The following is an 18,170-nucleotide window of genomic DNA, read 5'->3' as shown; positions in this document are numbered from 1 at the left end:
TGCCGGGGGGCCGGCTCGTCGGCCGGCGCCTCCGGGCGCGGGTCGGCGTACGCGGTGGCCTCCGGCCGGGCGGGCGGGAAGCCCAGCTCGGGGAAGCCCGGCGCGGTGTCCGTCGGGCCCGGCTGGTCGAAGCCGGCGAGGAGGTCCGTGGGCCCGGCGAACGGCTCCGGGCCGCTGCGGTAGACGGTGCCGGCCGGACGACCGCCCGGGTCCTCGGCGACCCGTACGGTGACGGCGACCTGGATGGGCCGGCCGAGCCGGCGGGTCAACGCCTCGGTGATGGCCGGGCGGAGGCGGGACTCGATCACGTCCCGGGTGAACGCGTCCGGTACGGAGAGCAGCGCGGTGTCCTCGACGATCGCCCGCAGCCGGGTCAGCCGGAGGTACGCCCGCTGCTGCGCGGAGATGATCTCGTCGGCGAGCTCGTCGGTCGTCGCCGTCCACACCGCGGCAAGGTCGTTCGATCCGGTCACCGTCGTGCCACCCCCTCGCCTCTCCTCACGCCCGCCCGGACGGCTGACCGGTCGTCATCCACAAGTTATCCACAGCCTGTGTGTACCGACCGATTGTGGCCGCCCACCGGACGCGGGTCGGACCTGCCCCCCTGGTTCCCGGAGGCGCTGAAGCGGGTTCACCGTGCCGAACGATTCACTACCTTGTCCGGTCTTGCCGGCCAGCGACAAACCCGGACCCCCGACGCTGACCGCAATCGGGCACGCTAACAGCGCGGACCCCGCGCCATCAACCGTCGACACCGGGGCAGCCTTGTCAACATCAGTGAAAACCGCCCCTTCGGTCGCGCTTCCCGCGCTGGTCGGGGCCCTGGTGTGAGGTTTGACGGTCATTGTCGCCCTGCGTAGGCTGGAACGGCTGCTCTCTCGCCCTCTGCTAGGGTGATGGGTGCTTGCTGTCCGCGGTCGCTTCCCCGCATCGCCGAGGTCCCGCGCCACCGGGCAGCACCGATCGGAGGCCACCGTCGAGGTGGCCTGGACCACCACACGACCCCGGGCGATCCCCCGCGCGGGGCGTACGACAACGGAGAGCCTGACGTGAGCAAGCGCACCTACCAGCCGAACAACCGCCGGCGCGCGAAGACCCACGGCTTCCGGCTGCGCATGCGCACCCGTGCCGGCCGCGCCATCATCTCGACCCGTCGCGCCAAGGGCCGTACCCGCCTGTCGGCCTGAGGCCGACCGGTCCGGTCCGGGGACGTGGGCAGTCGTGCTGGCCGCCGCGCAACGACTGCGGCGCAGTAGCGACTTCGCCGCGGCGGTCCGGGGTGGCCGCCGCGTCGGCCGTGGCGCCGTCGTGGTCCACCTGACCCTCCCCGAGCAGACCGGACCCACCGCGACAACCTCGCCGGAGCCGGCGCGGAGCAGCGGTGCGGAGACCTCCGCACCCCGCCGCGCCGGCTTCGTCGTGTCCAAGGCCGTCGGCAACGCCGTGGTCCGGAACAAGGTCCGCCGCCGGCTCCGCCACCTGGTCCGCGAGCGGCTGGCCGACCTGCCCGCCGGCAGCACCCTGGTGGTACGCGCCCTGCCGCCGGCCGCCGAGGCGTCGTACGCCCGGCTCGGGGCCGACCTGGACGCCGCCCTCGCCGCCGCGCGCTCCCCCCGGGGCCGGCGGTCCCGGTGACCGAGCACACTGCCGCGCCACGGCCGACTACCGGTGCCCGCATGCTGCTGGCGCCCATCATCGCGTACCGTCGGTGGATAAGTCCGGCACTGCCGGCCCGCTGCCGGTTCTACCCGTCGTGCAGTGCCTACGCCGTCGAGGCGGTGTCCCGGCACGGTGCGCTGCGGGGAGCCTGGCTGACGGTCCGGCGGCTGTCGCGCTGCCACCCCTTCCACCCTGGTGGACACGACCCGGTGCCGGAGCCGGGCGACCGCCGCCGTGCCGACGTGACTGGAGCCTGAGTGTTTAGTCTCGACTGGATCTACTACGCGATCTCGTGGATCCTGCTGACCTGGCACTCGGCCTGGGACGCCATCGGGGTTCCGGTCGAGGCCGTGATCGGTACGAACTGGGCCTGGATCCTCTCCATCATCTTCCTGGTGGTGACGGTCCGGGTGATCCTGTTCCCGGTCTTCGTCAAGCAGATCAAGTCGCAGCGGGCCATGCAGGCGCTCCAGCCCAAGGTCAAGGAGCTCCAGGAGAAGCACAAGGGTGACCGGGAGACGCTCCAGAAGGAGATGATGGAGCTCTACCGGAAGGAAAAGGCCAACCCGCTCATGGGCTGCCTTCCGATGTTCCTCCAGATCCCGGTCTTCCTCGGCCTGTTCCACACGCTCAAGCGGCTCAACCCCGACAACCAGGGCAAGACCCTGTACGGCTGGACCGTCGAGCAGTTCCACAGCGCCTCCAGCGCGAAGCTCTTCACCGCCCCGATCTCCGGCCGGTTCGGCTCCACCGCGGACGAGCTGGCCAACCTGGGGGCGAACAGCACGACCGTCAAGATCGTCGCCGGCATCCTGGTGCTCATCATGATCGCCACCACCTACCTGACCAGCCGGCAGATGATCCTCAAGACCGGCTGGGCCGAGGACCCGCAGCAGCGCATGGTGCAGCGGCTGATGCTCTACGGCATCCCGGTCTCGCTGCTCATCTCGGGCTCGATCTTCCCGATCGGTGTGATCATCTACTGGGTCACCAACAACCTCTTCACCCTCGGCCAGCAGCAGTGGGTGCTGCGGAAGTTCCCGCCGCTGGTGCCGCCGAAGAGCAGCACCGCCGGCAAGACCACCGGCGGCAAGACCACCGCCCAGCCGGCCCGGACCGGTGGCCTGCTCGGCCGCAAGACCACCCAGCCGGCCGTCAAGGCTCCGGCCGCCGCCCCCAAGGTGGCCGGCCCGAAGCCCGGCGCCAAGCCGGTCAACCCGAAGAAGAGCGGCGGCCGGCCCGCCAAGCGACAGGGCTGAGCCCACCGGGCCGCTGCCGGAGATCCGGCGGCGGCCCGTTCCGGCCCCCGAGCTGCGACCGAAGGGTCGGCGCCGGGCCGGAACCGCCGCGCGGAGCGCGGTCACGGGCGAAACTGGCCCGTACAGACGTGCCCGAGGGCACCGGCGAGACCTCCCGCCGGCCCCGGGAGACCAGCGGACCCGACGGTCCGGCCGAGCGAGTACGGAGATGAGACCGTGACCGACACCAGCATCCCCAGCGCCGACCAGTCCCTGGACGAGGAGAGCGCGCCGGCCGCCACCACCGAGGAGGCCGAGGAGACCCAGGGCGAGGCCCGGGAGAAGAAGGCGCCCGCCGACAGCGACCTGTTCCGGCAGAGCGAGATCGCCGCCGACTACGTCGAGGGCCTGCTCGACATCCTCGACTACGACGGCGACATCGACGAACTGGTCTCCGGCGGTCGCCCGGTCGTCGAGGTGGTCGGCGGCCGCCTGCAGAACCTGGTCGGCCAGCGCGGTGCCACCCTGGAGGCGCTGCAGGAGCTGGCCCGGCTCGCGGTGTTCCGGCAGACCGGTTCGCCGAGCCGCCTGCTGCTCGACGTCGGCGGCTACCGCGCCGCCCGGCGCAAGGAGTTGGCCGCCGTCGCCAAGAACGCGGTGGAGAAGGTCAAGGAGTACGGCGAGCCGGTGCGTCTGGAGCCGATGTCCGCCTTCGAGCGCAAGTGCGTGCACGACGTGGTCAACGCGATGAGCGGCGTGGAGAGCGAGTCCGAGGGCGTCGAGCCGAACCGCCGGATCGTGGTCCGGCCGGTGGCGGACTGACCCGGGTGGCTTCCGACGAGACGACGGCGGGTGCCGTGACCGGCCCGGGCGGCGCGCCGCCCGGGCCGTCTCCTGTCCATCCCGATCCGGCCGTGGACCCCGTCTTCTCCACCGGCGATGTCCCGGCCGATCCGACGGTGCCGGCGGCGGGGCCCGCGACCCCGGCGGACCCGACCTTCTCCGGCGAGCCTGCCCCGGAGCCGGTCGTGGCGGCCGACCCTGCCACCGAGGTGACGACGGCTCTCTTCAGCGAGCCCCTGCCGCCCGGCGGATCCACGATGCCGGACCCGGCCGGTCCCGTCGACCCGGTGTTCGCCGAGCCGACCGCCGCTGCTGCGTCGCATCGCGGTGACCGGAGCGCCGCGGCCCCGGGTGATGACGAGGCGGGACAGTCCTTCGTGGACGGTGCGGACCGGTCCGCCGGCGAGCAGCCGTCCCCGGCGGGGGCGACGTTGCCGCCCGAGTTGGCGGACGCCGCCCGTACCCTCTTCGGCGACCGGCTCGACCTGGCCGCCGCGTACGCCGAACTGCTGGCCACGGACGGGGTGGTGCGCGGCCTGATCGGCCCCCGCGAGACGCCTCGGCTCTGGGACCGTCACCTGCTCAACTGTGCGGCGATGGCCGAGCGCATCCCGGAGGGGGCCAGTGTGATCGACGTCGGCTCCGGAGCGGGCCTGCCCGGTCTGGTGCTGGCCATCGCGCGCCCCGACCTCACCGTGACCCTGGTCGAGCCGCTCGCCCGGCGGACCTCTTTCCTGATCGAGGCGGTGCAGCACCTCGGGCTGACCAGATCGGTCCGGGTGTTCCGCGGGCGCGCCGAGGAGGCCGCGACCGGATCGCGCGACCGGGAGCCGCTGAGCGCCGACATCGTCACCGCACGCGCCGTGGCCGCGCTGGACCGGCTCGCCGCCTGGTGCCTTCCGCTGGCGGTGCCCGGCGGCCGGCTGATGGCGCTCAAGGGTGCCTCCGCCGCCGAGGAGATCGCCGAGCACGCACCGGCGGTGGCCCGGCTCGGCGGAGGCGAACCGGAGTTGCACCGGTGCGGGGCCGGCGTGATCGATCCGCCCGCGACGATGATTGAGGTGGTCCGCGAGCGGGTGGTCGGCCCGGCTCGGAAGAAGGGGCCCAAGCGCTCGCGGGGCGGTCGCCGCCGTGGCGCCCAGGGTCGGGACCGCTGACGCGGTAAGGCTGTCCGGACGCCCACCCGGTCGTTGGACCGGGTGGGCGTGAGCTGATCGATCAGAACCCGACGTGGACCCGCTGCGCCCGTCGGCCGTAGGCTGGCCGCGCGTCGATAGTGTGGAGCGGCGGTGCCGGGCGACACCCGAACCCGACCGTTCCCGCCGGGCCGGTGACGCCGCGCGGCGAGCGCGGGGGCCTGAAATGACGGGGTGCGGACCGACCATCCGGAGCGGGCAGGGATGACAGGTGCATGACGACGGCAGGTACGACGATCCACGGGTGACCGGGCCTGGGGGGCAGCCCTCTGCCACCGGCCCCGTTTCACGTGAAACCAACCACCAGGGTTGGCCGGCGACCGGTGAGCCCGACGACCCGTCCACGCGTCCCCCCGACTGCGATCCGGTGGTGCGCCGGGAGGCGCCGCGGACGGGTGCCGTGCGACCGACCTCATCCGTACCGGCAAACGTGCCGCTGGCCCGGGATCCGCACGACCCGAACGGCGGCCCGGCGAACGCCCCCGCCCCTCGGCCGGTTCCGGTACGCGGAAACGCGGCGGTCCCAGCGCGCTACGACCCGCAGCCGCCGGTGGTGGCCGTGCCACAGCAGCCCACCCCCGAAGCGGCGCCGGACGTGGCCGCGGGCGTGGCTGCCCCGGCCGACACGCCACCGGCCGGCGGCTACGGCGCCGAACCCCCCGCGAGCACGTACGTTTCACGTGAAACCCCGACGCGCGAAGAGGATGATCCCCCGTTGGCTATGGAGGCTATGCGCGCCGTGCAGATCCTGAATCCCAGTGGTGAGGTCACCATGCCCCGCCCCGAACGGACCCGGGTGATGTGCGTCGCCAACCAGAAGGGCGGCGTGGGCAAGACCACGACCACGGTGAACCTGGCGGTGGCGCTCGCCCTGCACGGCAACCGGGTGCTGGTGGTCGACCTCGACCCGCAGGGCAACGCCTCCACCGGGCTCAACGTGCCGCACCACACCGGGGTGCCGGACGTCTACGACTGCCTGATCGACAGCGTGCCGCTGGAGGAGGTCGCCCAGGCAGTCGAGGGCATCCCGAACCTGTGGTGCGTACCGGCCACCATCGACCTGGCGGGCGCGGAGATCGAACTGGTCTCGGTGGTCGCCCGGGAGTCCCGGCTGGCCCGGGCCATCGCCGCGTACCCGGGGCACTTCGACTACGTCTTCATCGACTGCCCGCCGTCGCTCGGCCTGCTGACCGTCAACGCGTTGGTCGCCGCGCAGGAGGTGCTGATCCCCATCCAGTGCGAGTACTACGCGCTGGAGGGCCTCAACCAGCTGATCCAGAACATCAACCTGGTCCGGCAGCACCTCAACCCGAAGCTCGAGGTCTCCACCATCCTGCTCACCATGTACGACCGGCGTACCCGGTTGGCCGACGCGGTGGAGCAGGACGTCCGGAACCACTTCGGGGACAAGGTGCTCCAGGCCGTGATCCCCCGGAACGTACGGGTCTCCGAGGCGCCCAGCTACGGGCAGTCCGTGATGACCTACGATCCCGGTTCGCGGGGGGCCACGAGCTACTTCGAGGCCGCTCAGGAAATTGCCGAGCGAGGCGTCATGGAGCCGGTGAGCCGGAATGCGTAGTGCGGAGAAGTCGCTGGGAGGCGTCGCATGAAGAACCGTCCTCGCGGCGGACTGGGCCGGGGGCTCGGCGCCCTCATCCCCACCGGGCCCGTGCCGGGCAGTGCCCCGGCGGCCGTCGAAACCGAGAACGGTGCGGCAGCGACCGCCCCGGCCGCCCCCATCGGCGGTGCGGCGGCGGCCGCGACCGAAGCCGTCGGCGCCCGGGAGGTGACCACCCCGGCCACCCCGGCGGCCCCGGCCGCGGAGCCGGAGCTGCAACTGAGCCCGGTCCCGGGAGCCCGCTTCGCCGAGATCCCGGTCGACAGCATCGTGCCGAACCCGAAGCAGCCCCGGCACGTCTTCGACGAGGAGGCGCTGGAGGAGCTGAAGACCTCGATTCAGGAGGTGGGTTTCCTCCAGCCGATCGTGGTCCGCCAGCTCGACAGCGAGAAGTACGAACTCGTCATGGGCGAGCGGCGCTGGCGTGCGGCCCAGGCGGTCGGCCGGGAGAACATCCCCGCCATCGTCCGGGACACTAAGGACGACGCGATGCTCCGGGACGCGCTGCTCGAGAACATCCACCGGGCCAACCTCAACCCGCTGGAAGAGGCGGCCGCGTACCAGCAACTGCTGGAGGAGTTCGGCGCGACGCACGAGGAGCTGGCCCGCCGGATCGGCCGGAGCCGGCCCCAGATCTCCAACACCATCCGGCTGATGAACCTGCCCGCCCACGTGCAGCGCCGGGTCGCCGCCGGGGTGCTCTCCGCCGGTCACGCCCGTGCCCTGCTCAGCCTCGACGACGCCGAGGCGCAGGAGCAGCTCGCCAAGCGCATCGTCGCCGAGGGCATCTCCGTACGCGCCACCGAGGAACTCGTTGCCCTGGCGCTCGCCGACGGCCCGGCGAAGACCCCGGCCGCGAAGCGCCGGCCGAAGCCGCACGCGCCCGCGCTGACAGACCTCGCCGACCGGCTCTCCGACCGCTTCGACACCCGCGTGAAGGTCGACATCGGCCGGAGCAAGGGGAAGATCACGATCGAGTTCGCGACGGTCGACGACCTGGAGCGGATCGTCGGGATCATCGGGGTGGGCCAGGAGGAGCAGCCCGGCGAGTGAGTACGTCCCTGTCGGTCTCGGCCGCGTGGTCCCTGCGGGGGCGACGCGGCCGAGACGTTTGGAGGGTCCGCCGGCCGGATGGCCCGGGACCCGGTCGGCTCGGTTCTGGTCGATGACGCGGGCCGTGCGTCGCCTCGCGGTGTCGCCGTGCTGGTTGTTCTGACGGTGGTGTGCCGCCGGAAGCCGGCCGGGCGGTGGTGCTTCCGGCGTGGGCCGGGGCGTCGACCCGACCCACGCAGTGCCCGCCGAGGTCGACCCCGCCCGGCAGAGGTGGCTTCGGCGGACGCCGGCCGGGGGTGGCTCCGATTGGAAGTCGGCCGGGTTGGCTTCGGAGAAAGTCGGCCGGATTGGTTTTGGTGGAAGCCGGCCGCCCCGGGATGGTTCCGGTGCACCGGGCCGGCAGGGGTGATTCCGGTGGGAGCCTGGCCGGCGGGGTGGTTGGGGTTGCTGGCTGAAGCCAGCGGCTTCAGGTCCGTTGGGCAATCCGCAGCGTGCCCCTGCGTCGGGGTGGAAGGGACGGCGGTGAGAGCGTCCTGAGCGACTCGGAACGGGTGGGCGGGTAGTCGAGGGTGCCGTCAGGGCTCGGGCTGGCTGAGGTCAACTGGGGAGGTCTCGGGGCGCGCCAAGGGCCAGGGCCGGCGGGCGTCTTCGCCGGCCCTGCTGCTGCCCGTCGCCGTTCCCGGCGGGACGAGCCCTGGGCCTGTGGCCAATATCGGGAGGGGACCCGGCGGCCAGCCCGGCCCGCCAGTGCCGGGCCGTGGACAGCCGGCCCGCCAGCTCCATGGGTTGCTGAGCGGGCTCCCGTGCCGCCGATGCCGGCAGCGGGCGGGCACAGGCGGGGTGCGTTTCACGTGAAACGGTGATGTGACGCGAGGGAGTCGGTTCCACGAGGACTCCGGCACCGGTCGCTCCCGCCGTCGTTCACCGTCGGCCACCTGTCGCCCGTGGCCCGCCGTTGGCATTGGCCGCCGGCCGGCGGACTGACCGGACAGCCCGGTGCAGCCGCTCCGCCGGCCACCCCCGTGGCGGCCTCCCTCACCCCGCCAGCTCCCTTTGCGACCAGCGCCTTCCCGCGCCCCGAGGCCCGTCGGCGGTCGGCACTCCTCACCGTCATGCGGCGTCGGCTTCCCGGCGGTACCCCTTGCTGAGGCGGTACCGGTTGCCCGGCCGCACCCCTGCCCCGGTGGTGCGTCTGCCCGCCCGCGGCCTCCGCTCGGCGGCGGCCTCCGCTCGGCGGCGGCCTCCGCTCGGCGGTGGCCTCCACCCGGCGGTGGCCTCCACCCGGCGGCGGCCTCCACCCGGCGGTGGTCTCCGCTCGATGGCGGCTCTGTTCGGGTGGCACCCTGCCGGTTGGAGGCCGCCGCCCGGTGGCGGCTCTGTGCGGTTAGCGCCCTGCCGGCTGGCCTCCGACCGGTGCGCCCATGGCCATTGGACTCCGTCCGGGTGGCGCTCCTGCCCAGGCGATGCCCCGGCGCAGTCGCGACTCCGCCGGGCGGCGCCCCGCGCGCGGTGGCCTCCGCCGACACTCCGTGCCTTTCCTGAGCCGGCATACCCCTGCGAGCCTCTTTGCCGATGTCCGTCTGTTGGCCGTTGCTCTTTCTTCAGCCGTCGTCGCCTCCACTGCTCCCCGGAATCGACTCCTGCCCTTCGCGAGGGCTGTGAGACCTTCTGGAGCCGTCTGCCGTCGCCTTGGCGTCCGGTGGGCGGTCCCTACCGATGGGGAGCCGGCTCTGAGGCGCTGAACGGGCGCGGTGGTCACTCTCATGGCGCCCGACGCCTCACACCCGGCGTTCGCCGGTCTCGACGACCCGAGTGCGTTGTGCCAGGTCCCCGAAAGCCCGCTCCGCCCCGCGGCCTTTCGGGGAGTCCGCAGCGTGAGCCGAGCGGCGTGCAGAGGCGGCGGCCGATTAGTCCGTCCACGAGCGAGACGGGCGGTCCGAGGCGTCCCTCCGATCCGAGTTGCGCGGGGGGCTCGTGCTCGGATTGGCCGCCCCGTGGTGGACCGGCTTTCACGTCGATGAGCGGAAGACGCATCTCGGTACCGCCCGGTGGGGGCCGGCTCTCCCGGATGAGCGGCACTGCCTACTTCGCTGTTTCACGTGAAACGCCGGGCCTCCCATCCGTCAGGCGGGTAGGCGCCATCCCTCTCCCCGTTCCAGGGCGGCCCGCTGCGCCTCGAATGGGCCGGGCCGTAATCGGGTGGCTGGCTGCTTGCCCACCACGCGGCAAGGGACGATTCGCCTCGCGGATCGGGTGTCGACCTCGCTGCTCCAACCGAGGGGAATCTCGCGGGTGTGACGCGGCTGCCGGGACCGGTCCACTTTCCGTCGGTCAGCCGAACCCGTCGCCCAACCGCCACGGGCCACGTCGGGTCGCGCCCTGCGGGAGATATCTGCGTCGGAGGCCGCCCGCCGTCCGCCGCCGGTCCGCCGAGCAGCGGGTCGGTCGAGCAGCGGGTCGGTCGAGCAGCGGGTCGGTCGAGCAGCGGGTCGGTCGAGCAGCGGGTCGGCGACCTGGGCTTCGGGCGTTCACCGAGGCTGCGCCAACCGGAGCGGTTCGAGGGGGTGTGGACGGGGGGAGCCTGATCGCTTCCGCCTGTGGGTTGGGCCGCGTTCGGCCATGAAGGCATCGGCTGACGCGGCCCGGCGATGCCCACCGGAGGGCTCGCCCGCAGGGGCTGGTTTCACGTGAAACACGCCTTGCGCTGCGAGCCTTGGTCCCCCCGGACGGCCCCCTCGCGAAGGAGCCGGAGAACCGTGAAACAGGCCGGTGCGGATGCCCGGTTCGATCGTTAGGAAGGAAGGATCGAGGCACCCCGCACTCCGTGGACAGCCCACCCCAGGTTATCCACAGCTGTTTTCCACAGGCACTCGCCGTTTCACGTGAAACAGCGCGCGAAAACCCTTGCTGAGCAGTGGATGACGCGGTGTGGTGGCGATCTCAGCGGCCTGTGGACAACGCGGTGGACAACCCGTTGTGGATCGACGAGGAACGCTCGGCTGCCCGGCGGTCAGGTAGGGACAGGCGTCGCCAACTCGGTTAGGGTCAGCGTCGTGCAGGACACCCCTCCCTCAGTCCCGGACTTCACCCAGTGGCCCTCCTTTCCCTTCGAGGGCGATCTCCACGTCAAGCCGCTCGACGAGCCCGTACCGGTCGAGCCTCCCCGCCGCGGCGAGGGGCACCGGGAATGCACCGCGTGCAACGCGCCGGACGAGGCGTACATCTGGGTGGGTGAGCGATGGCGGGTCCGGGCGATGGACCGACCCACCGGCCTCCCGATGGTGCTGATCCTGGAGTCCCGGTCGCACCTCGATCTCGGCGACCTGCCGAACCTGCTCGCCGCGGAGTTGGGCGTGATGACCGTGCGCCTGGAGCGGGCCATCCGCTCACTGGACGGCGTGGCCCGGGTGCACGTCAACCGCTGGGGTGACGGGTCGGCGCACCTGCACATGTGGTTCCTGGCGCGGCCGTACGGTCGGCTGCAACTGCGGGGCACCTTCCTGTCCCTGTGGGACTCGATCCTCCCGCCGATCTCCGAAGCGCAGTGGCGGGAGAACCTGGCCATGGTCGCCGCGTGGCTCGCCGAGTTCGGCGGCCGTCCGCTGGCCGAGCCGCCCCGCATCCAGTGGCAGGCGCCGTCGAGCATCAAGGCCCAATCAGCCCGCGAGGCGGCCGGGGAGCGCGAGGAGGAGACCGCGTCGGTGATCGAGGCCGCGGATGAGATCCCGGAAGCCGAAGAGGCGGAGACCCCGGCGGCCGAGGGATCCTCGACCGGGAAGCCGGAGAAGGCGCGCACGCCGGAGGAGGCCGGGCCGGCCTGACGTCAGGGACGGCGGGCGGCGGCGCGGGTGACCAGAGTGCCGAGCGCCCGCCCGAAGTCCAGCCCGGCCGCCTGGACGGCCAGCGGCAGTAGCGAGGTCTCAGTCATCCCCGGGGAGACGTTGACCTCCAGCACGTGCGGCTGCCCCTCCGCGTCGACGATCAGGTCGACCCGGGAGAGGTCGCGCAGGCCGAGCGCGGTGTGTGCGGCGAGGGCCACCTCGGCCACCCGCTCGGTGGTCCCGGGATCGAGCCGGGCCGGCGCGTGCCAGGTGGTGCGGCCGGCGGTGTAGCGGGCCGCGTAGTCGTAGACGCCGTTGCGGGGGACGATCTCGACCGGGGGCAGGGCCTGCGGGCCCTCGCCCAGGTCGAGCACGGAGACCGCCACGTCCATCCCGGGCACGTAGCGCTCCACCAGCGCCGTCTGGTCGTACGCGAAACAGCCGACCATGGCGGCCGGCAGCGACGCGGCGTCCCGGACCACGGCGGCGCCCAGCCCGGATCCGCCCTGCGCGGGCTTGACCATCAGCGGCAGGCCGAGCCGGTCGGCGATCCGGTCCAGGACGGCCACCGCGCCCAGTTCGGAGAAGCGGTCGTGCGGCAGCGCCACCCAGTCGGGCGTGGGGATGCCCGCCTCACGCAGCACCGCCTTGGCGGAGGGCTTGTCCCAGGCGAGCCGGGACGCGCGGGCGTCGCAGCCGACGTAGGGCACGTCGCACAGGTCGAGCACGCCGCGCAGCGAGCCGTCCTCGCCCGTGGCGCCGTGCAGGGCGATCACCACGGCATCCGGCGGGTCGGCGGCGAGGGCGGGCAGCAGCGCCACGTCGGCGTCCCGCAGCTCGGCCTCCACGCCGACCGCGCGTAGCGCGTCGAGCACCCGCCGGCCGGACCGGAGCGAGACGTCCCGCTCGTAGGAGAGTCCGCCGGCGAGCACCAGCACGTGCAGTTCGTCGGTGGTGGCGGGTCCGGTCACGGAAGTGTGTGCGGCAGGGCTGACGGCCATGCGGGAATCATGCCAAGTCGGGACCGGGCGTGTCCGAGCCGCCCTGCCGGCGCCGCGGACCCGCGCCGCCGACCGCGCCGAAGACCTTGCGCATGGCGATCTCCTGCTCCATCACGCCGGCCAGCCGGCGGACGCCCTCCCGGATCCGCTCCGGCGGCGGGAAGGAGAAGTTGAGCCGCATGTTGCCGCTGCCGGTCCCGTCGGCGTAGAAGCCGGTGCCCGGCACGTACGCGACCCGGGCGGCGATCGCCCGCGGCATCATCGCCTTGGAGTCCAGGCCGTCGGGCAGGGTCGCCCAGACGAAGAGGCCGCCGGCCGGGGTGGTCCAGGTGGTGCCCTCCGGCATCAGGTCCGCGAGCGCGTCGAGCATGGCGTCCCGGCGCTCCCGGTAGACCTCGCGGTAGACCTTGAGCTGCTGCCGCCAGGGCATGGTGCCGAGGTACGTCGAGACGGCGGCCTGCGCGTAGCCGCTGGGGCAGAGGATCTGCGCCTCGCTGGCGATGACCAGCTTGTCGCGGACCGCGTGCGGGGCGAGGATCCAGCCCACCCGCAGCCCGGGCGCGAAGGTCTTGGAGAAGGTGCTCAGGTAGAAGACCCCGTCGCGGCGCCGGGCCCGCAGCGGCGCGGGCGCCTCGCCCTCGAAGCCGAGCTGACCGTACGGGTCGTCCTCCACCACCAGCAGCCCGGCACGCTCGCAGATGTCGAGCACCCGCTCCCGCCGCTCCTCGCTCAGCGTCACGCCGGTCGGGTTCTGGTAGGTGGGGATGGTGTAGAGGAACTTCACCCGCCGGCCGGCCCGGGCCAGGTCGGCGATGGCCACCTCCAGCGCCTCCGGGATCAGCCCCTCGGTGTCCATCGGCACGTGCATCACCTGGGCCTGGGCGGCCTGGAACACCCCGAGTGCGCCGACGTACGTCGGGCCCTCGGCGAGCACCACGTCCCCCGGGTCCAGGAAGAGCCGGGCCACCAGGTCGAGCGCCTGCTGGCCGCCGACGGTGACCACCACGTCCTCGGGCGAGGCGCCACACGACGCGTCGATCCCGGACAGCGCCATCACCTCGCAGATCCGCTCGCGCAGCTCCGGGGTGCCCTGGCCGATGCCGTACTGGAGGGTGGTGGCGCCGTGCTCGGCGCCGAGCCGGCCGAGCATCTCGCCGACCGCGTCGAGCGGCAGCGCCGCGATGTAGGGCGCCCCACCGGCGAGCGAGACCACCTCCGGCCGGCTGGCCACCGCGAAGAGTGCCCGGATCTCGGAGGCTGTCATCCCCCGGACCCGCCGGGCGTACCGGTCGGTGTAGTCGTCGAGCGTCGTGCCGGTCATGACATCACCTCGATCGGGTGTCGGCGGGGCTGCCGCCCGGTGTGGTACCCGCGATGCCGGCAACCATGGCGGCGCGGGACGCCGGTTGGTCGATCGTAATCCGCGCCGACCAGCACCGGGCCCGCCATGTGGGTACGTCCACATCCCGGACCGGCCCTCCCCGCCTCGGGTGGGCGTTCGCGCGTCCTCTCCCGTAGCGTCGGTCAGGGGCGTACGATCGCTCGTCGGGGGCAGGAAGGCGGCGGGTGACCGTGGTGGTCCCCGCTGGCGAGCCTATGGGTGGGGTGCTCATGTCGCGACGTCTGGTCAGTCTGACCCTGGACACGCTGGAGGACCTGCCCCGCTCCTGCCGGCAGTGCGTCTACTGGGAGCTGGACCCGGTCTCCGCCGAGCGTGCGTGCGCCGCCGGCGATCCGGGCCTGGAGAAGGAGGCCTGGGTCTCCCAGACGCTCCTGGAGTGGGGTTCCTGCGGCAAGCTCGCGTACGTCGACGGCATGCCCGCCGGTTTCGTCATGTACGCCCCGCCGGCGTACGTCCCGCGCTCGATGGCCTTTCCCACCTCGCCGGTCTCCGCGGACGCCGCGCTGCTCATGACCGCCCACGTGGTGCCCGCCTTCGCGGGCGGCGGCCTGGGCCGGATGCTGGTCCAGGGGGTGGCCCGGGATCTCACCAAGCGCGGCATCAAGGCGATCGAGGCGTTCGGCGACGCGAAGTTCGGTGACGACGGGGACGACCCGACCCGGGCCTGCCTCGCACCGGCCGACTTCTTCCTGTCGGTGGGCTTCAAGACGGTCCGCCCGCACCCGCGCTACCCCCGCCTGCGGCTGGAGTTGCGTACCGCGCTGAGCTGGAAGTCCGACGTCGAGTACGCGTTGGAGAAGCTGCTCGGCTCGATGAGCCCGGAGACGCTGCTCCGGCCGGTCCGGCCGGCTCCGGCCACCCGCTCGACCAGCTGACGGGCCGGCAGGGCTCAGTCCACCACCGTGCCGGCGGCCACCACCGCCCGCAGCTCGCTCACGTCGATCGAGCCGGTGGGCACGTCCCGCTCGATCGGGAAGTACATCCGCTGCACGGCGGCGACGATGGCCTCGACCACCCGGTCCCGGAACCGGGGGTCCACCAGCCGGCCCCGGTCGGCCGGCGAGGTCAGGTAGCCCACCTCCACGCGTACCGCCGGCATCCGGGTCAGTCGCAGCAGGTCCCACGCCTTGGCGTGGGTACGGCAGTCCCGCAGCCCGGTGCGGGCCACGATCTCCCGCTGCACCAGCCCCGCCAGTCGCTCCCCGGTGGCGGAGGTGACGCCGTTGTCGGTGCCGTAGTGGTAGGTGGCCACCCCGTCGGCCTCCGGGTTGGCGTGCCCGTCGGTGTGCAGCGAGATGAAGACGTCGGCGCCGAGGGAGTTGGCCAGCTGGGCGCGGTCCGCGTCCGGCAGGCAGGTCCGCGGGGAGGGGCCCCGGGTGAGCTGCACCCGTACGCCGGCCGCGGCGAGCCGCCCCTCCAGCCGGCTGGCCAGGTCGTGCACGATGTCCGCCTCCGTCCAGCGCAGCGGGCCGTCGGGCACGACCACGCCCGGGTCGGTGCCGCCGTGCCCGGGGTCGATCACTACGGTCCGTCCGACCAGGGTGGGCCCGGCCTGCCGGATGGCGTCGGACTCGCGGAGCCACTGGGGCCGTCCGCCGACCACCTTGCGGCCGAGGCGGCGCAGCGCGTTGATGGTGTGTGGACCGCACGTCCCGTCCGGTTTCAGCCCCATCTCCCGCTGGAACTGGGCGACGGCGCGGGAGGTGCGGATGCCGTAGATGGCGTCGGCGCGGCCGACGTCGTACCCCATCTCCAGGAGCCGCTCCTGAAGCGATCGGACGTCCTCGCCGATGAGCGGCTCGGGGACGGCGTGGTAGAGGGTGCGCGCGCCGAACCGCCAGCGCGCCGCGTCCAGCGCCTGCCAGGTCTCCGCGCCCACCCGCCCGTCCACGCTGAGGCCGCGGGACTGCTGGAACGCCCGGACCGCGCGTTCGGTCTCCGGGTCGAACTCGTCGCCTCCGCCGCCGGCCGGGAGCAGTTCCAGGCCGGTGAGGACGGTGCGGATCTCGGCCACCGCGGGGCCCCGGTCACCGGGTCGGATGGGACGCACGACGACCCCCTCTGCACGGACGCTGGCTGGCCGGACACTCCGACGGAGGCGCTGCCCGCCGCCGAACGCCTACGGAGCGTACCGTGGCCGGTCACCGACCGGCCCGGGTTCGGGGCAGGTCGGGAAAGGCGGAACCCCCGTCACCCGGGGTCGGGTGGACGGGGGTTCCGGTGGTGTCGGGTGTCGGCTCAGAGCGCCGACTCGATGAGCTTGACCAGCTCGCCCTTCGGCTTGGCGCCGGCGATGGACTGCACCGGCTCGCCGTTCTTGAAGATGGTCAGGGTCGGCACGGACATCACCCGGTAGGTGCGCGCCGTCTCGGGGTTCTCGTCGATGTTGAGCTTGACGATGGTGACCTGGTCACCCATCTCGCCCGCGATCTCCTCCAGCAGCGGCGAGACCTTGCGGCACGGACCGCACCACTCCGCCCAGAAGTCGACCAGAACCGGCTTGTCGGACTTCAGCACGTCGCTCGCGAAGCTCGCGTCCGTGACCGCCTTGGTTGCTCCCACTATGAAACCCCTCCTCCGGGACCTGTTCGTGAAAATCTTTCAGCCTTGCAGGGTGGCGATGAAGCGCTCGGCGTCCAGGGCGGCGGCACATCCCGTGCCGGCCGCCGTGATCGCCTGCCGGTAGGTGTGGTCGACCACGTCGCCGGCGGCGAAGACACCCGGGATGCTGGTCCGGGTGCTGGGCGCCTGCACCTTCACGTACCCCTCGTCGTCGAGTTCCACCTGGCCGCGGAAGAGCTCACTGCGCGGGTCGTGGCCGATCGCCACGAAGACGCCGGTGACGTCGAGGACCTTGCTCTCGCCGGTGTGCACGTTGCGCACCCGTACGCCGCTGACCTTGCCGTCCTCGCCGAGGATCTCCTCGATCACGCTGTTCCACTCGACCTTGATCTTCTCGTTGCCGAGGGCCCGGGCGGCCATGATCTTGCTGGCGCGGAACGAGTCGCGGCGGTGGATGATCGTCACCGACTCGGCGAACCGGGTGAGGAAGCTGGCCTCCTCCATCGCCGAGTCGCCGCCGCCGACCACCACGATGTGCTGGTTGCGGAAGAAGAAGCCGTCACAGGTGGCGCAGGACGACACGCCGTGGCCCAGGTACTCCTGCTCGCCCGGCACGCCCAGCGGGCGCCAGGCCGAGCCGGTGGAGAGGATGACCGCCTTGGCCCGGTAGGCGGTCTCGCCCACCCAGACGGTGCTGACCGCGTCGGAGCCGGTCTCACCGGTGTCCTTGAGTTCGACCCGGGTCACGTCGTCGGTGAGGAACTCGGCGCCGAACCGCTCGGCCTGCTTGCGCATGTTGTCCATCAGCTCGGGACCGAGGATGCCGTCCGCGAACCCGGGGAAGTTCTCCACCTCGGTGGTGGTCATCAGCGCACCGCCGGACTGCACGCCTTCGATGACCAGCGGATTGAGGTTGGCGCGCGCGGCATAGACCGCCGCCGTGTAACCGGCCGGCCCGGAGCCGATGATGATCAGGTTGCGGACCTCGTCCACTGCCGTCTCCCGATGTGTGTGTTCGTCACCGGCGCGCACCGATGTCGATCCCGAGTGCCGACGGCCCAGCGGCGCCGGCGCCTGACTTGCAGAACGTCATCGTACGAAGCGGGGATTCCCGAGCCGGTCATCCGGTGGGTCACGTCACGTGGCGGGACACGCCCGGGTGACCGTGACCTCACCCTACCCGCGTGGTGAACCGGGTGTCCGCGCCGGACCCGGGGACCCCGCACTCGGGTCCGGTCACCCAGGCCCAGCGCGCGCCGCCCGCGTCCGTGAAGGTGACCACCAGCGCCGGGCTGCCCTGGAACCGGGCGTAGTCGACCAGGTCGACGGTGAGCGGGCCGGCCGCGTGCTCGCCGCCGATCGCGGACAGGCAGGAGGCCAGCGCCTCCGGGGCGGCGAGCCGGCCCAGCGTCGCACCGATGCCGACCCGGTGCTCGTCCTCGCTCCCCGAGGTGGTCCCCTTGTCGCCGCCCACCGAGGGCGAGGGCGCACCGAACACGGCAGGCAGCCGGGTGAGCCCCTCGGGGGTGTAGTCGGTGCCGCTGTGCCGGGCCGGCCCGGTGGTCCGGAACGGCGCGGCGGCCAGCGGTGCGGCCTCGTGATCGGCCCGGCTCCCCGCGCTGTCGCCCGCTGCGGTGATCCGGCCGGCCCCCGCGTCGACCAGGTAACTGACCCCGAACCCGACCGCGGTCACCGAGGCGGCGGCCAGCGCGACCGGCCCGGCGAGCCGGCTCCAGCGCCGCGAACGGCGCCCCGGGCCGGTGTTCCGGCCCGGCCG

General features: G+C 72.9%; 14 protein-coding genes and 3 pseudogenes. 10 read left to right on the top strand and 7 right to left on the bottom strand.

From position 1 onward, the window contains the following. A pseudogene (locus B0E53_RS39450) lies at positions 1–473 on the bottom strand (chromosomal replication initiation protein); the annotation flags it as partial. 576 nt (positions 474–1,049) lie between these two features. Here B0E53_RS39450 and rpmH point away from each other — a divergent pair. The 9 genes and pseudogenes from rpmH to B0E53_RS18560 all read left to right on the top strand — a co-directional run. Then, a complete protein-coding gene (gene rpmH / locus B0E53_RS18600) occupies positions 1,050–1,187 on the top strand; it encodes a 50S ribosomal protein L34 (RefSeq protein ID WP_074478258.1) in 138 nt (45 codons plus the stop codon). 34 nt (positions 1,188–1,221) lie between these two features. Then, positions 1,222–1,635 carry a ribonuclease P protein component gene (rnpA, locus tag B0E53_RS18595; RefSeq protein WP_107077232.1) on the top strand — a complete coding sequence of 138 codons (414 nt, stop codon included), beginning with the start codon at positions 1,222–1,224 and terminating at the stop codon, positions 1,633–1,635. Positions 1,636–1,676: 41 nt separating this feature from the next. Continuing rightward, the gene (gene yidD / locus B0E53_RS18590) at positions 1,677–1,916 is read left to right on the top strand and encodes a membrane protein insertion efficiency factor YidD (protein ID WP_091567651.1); all 240 of its coding nucleotides are present in this window, start codon (positions 1,677–1,679) and stop codon (positions 1,914–1,916) included. Continuing rightward, positions 1,917–2,918: a membrane protein insertase YidC gene (gene yidC, locus B0E53_RS18585; RefSeq protein WP_107077230.1), complete on the top strand. Its 1,002-nt coding sequence runs from the start codon at positions 1,917–1,919 to the stop codon at positions 2,916–2,918. Positions 2,919–3,134: 216 nt separating this feature from the next. Further along, on the top strand, positions 3,135–3,719 hold the full coding sequence (locus B0E53_RS18580) for a R3H domain-containing nucleic acid-binding protein (RefSeq protein WP_107077229.1): 585 nt from the start codon (positions 3,135–3,137) through the stop codon (positions 3,717–3,719). A 398-nt stretch (positions 3,720–4,117) separates the two neighbouring features. After that, positions 4,118–4,897: a 16S rRNA (guanine(527)-N(7))-methyltransferase RsmG gene (gene rsmG, locus B0E53_RS18575; RefSeq protein ID WP_246835468.1), complete on the top strand. Its 780-nt coding sequence runs from the start codon at positions 4,118–4,120 to the stop codon at positions 4,895–4,897. 250 nt (positions 4,898–5,147) lie between these two features. Continuing rightward, on the top strand, positions 5,148–6,515 hold the full coding sequence (locus B0E53_RS37675; protein WP_107077227.1) for an AAA family ATPase: 1,368 nt from the start codon (positions 5,148–5,150) through the stop codon (positions 6,513–6,515). A 27-nt stretch (positions 6,516–6,542) separates the two neighbouring features. Beyond that, the gene (locus B0E53_RS18565) at positions 6,543–7,607 is read left to right on the top strand and encodes a ParB/RepB/Spo0J family partition protein (protein WP_107077226.1); all 1,065 of its coding nucleotides are present in this window, start codon (positions 6,543–6,545) and stop codon (positions 7,605–7,607) included. Positions 7,608–10,660: 3,053 nt separating this feature from the next. Continuing rightward, positions 10,661–11,421: pseudogene (locus B0E53_RS18560) on the top strand (hypothetical protein); the annotation flags it as partial. Positions 11,422–11,430: 9 nt separating this feature from the next. Here B0E53_RS18560 and B0E53_RS18555 read toward each other — a convergent pair. Continuing rightward, positions 11,431–12,429: a D-alanine--D-alanine ligase gene (locus B0E53_RS18555; protein WP_107077225.1), complete on the bottom strand. Its 999-nt coding sequence runs from the start codon at positions 12,427–12,429 to the stop codon at positions 11,431–11,433. Positions 12,430–12,436: 7 nt separating this feature from the next. Then, entirely contained in the window at positions 12,437–13,750 is a 1,314-nt protein-coding gene (locus tag B0E53_RS18550; protein WP_107077224.1) for a PLP-dependent aminotransferase family protein, read from the bottom strand. Between the two features lie 290 nt (positions 13,751–14,040). On the opposite strand from B0E53_RS18550, the gene B0E53_RS18545 reads away from it, so the two are divergent. Then, positions 14,041–14,706: a GNAT family N-acetyltransferase gene (locus B0E53_RS18545; protein WP_091316295.1), complete on the top strand. Its 666-nt coding sequence runs from the start codon at positions 14,041–14,043 to the stop codon at positions 14,704–14,706. A 14-nt stretch (positions 14,707–14,720) separates the two neighbouring features. Here B0E53_RS18545 and B0E53_RS18540 read toward each other — a convergent pair whose 3' ends face one another. The 4 genes and pseudogenes from B0E53_RS18540 to B0E53_RS37670 all read right to left on the bottom strand — a co-directional run. Beyond that, positions 14,721–15,881 carry an N-acetylmuramoyl-L-alanine amidase gene (locus B0E53_RS18540; RefSeq protein ID WP_107077223.1) on the bottom strand — a complete coding sequence of 387 codons (1,161 nt, stop codon included), beginning with the start codon at positions 15,879–15,881 and terminating at the stop codon, positions 14,721–14,723. A gap of 188 nt (positions 15,882–16,069) precedes the next feature. Continuing rightward, entirely contained in the window at positions 16,070–16,393 is a 324-nt protein-coding gene (trxA, locus tag B0E53_RS18535; protein WP_073836974.1) for a thioredoxin, read from the bottom strand. Positions 16,394–16,432: 39 nt separating this feature from the next. Then, positions 16,433–17,386, bottom strand: a complete 954-nt coding sequence (gene trxB, locus B0E53_RS18530) for a thioredoxin-disulfide reductase (RefSeq protein WP_107077222.1) — start codon at positions 17,384–17,386, stop codon at positions 16,433–16,435. Between the two features lie 178 nt (positions 17,387–17,564). Then, positions 17,565–18,170 (bottom strand): annotated as a pseudogene (locus B0E53_RS37670) (hypothetical protein); the annotation flags it as partial.

It is taken from the genome of Micromonospora sp. MH33 (assembly GCF_003013775.1).
GTDB lineage: Bacteria > Actinomycetota > Actinomycetes > Mycobacteriales > Micromonosporaceae > Micromonospora > Micromonospora fulviviridis.
The sequence above is the reverse complement of the archived record's forward strand: the minus strand, read 5'-3'. Positions and strand labels throughout refer to the sequence as shown.

Bases quoted from the DNA above. Each gene is read 5' to 3' on its own strand.
- yidD (WP_091567651.1), top strand. From the start codon at position 1,677: ATGCTGCTGGCGCCCATCATCGCGTACCGTCGGTGGATAAGTCCGGCA.
- B0E53_RS18565 (WP_107077226.1), top strand. From the start codon at position 6,543: ATGAAGAACCGTCCTCGCGGCGGACTGGGCCGGGGGCTCGGCGCCCTC.
- B0E53_RS18555 (WP_107077225.1), bottom strand. From the start codon at position 12,429: ATGGCCGTCAGCCCTGCCGCACACACTTCCGTGACCGGACCCGCCACC.
- B0E53_RS18550 (WP_107077224.1), bottom strand. From the start codon at position 13,750: ATGACCGGCACGACGCTCGACGACTACACCGACCGGTACGCCCGGCGG.
- B0E53_RS18545 (WP_091316295.1), top strand. From the start codon at position 14,041: ATGTCGCGACGTCTGGTCAGTCTGACCCTGGACACGCTGGAGGACCTG.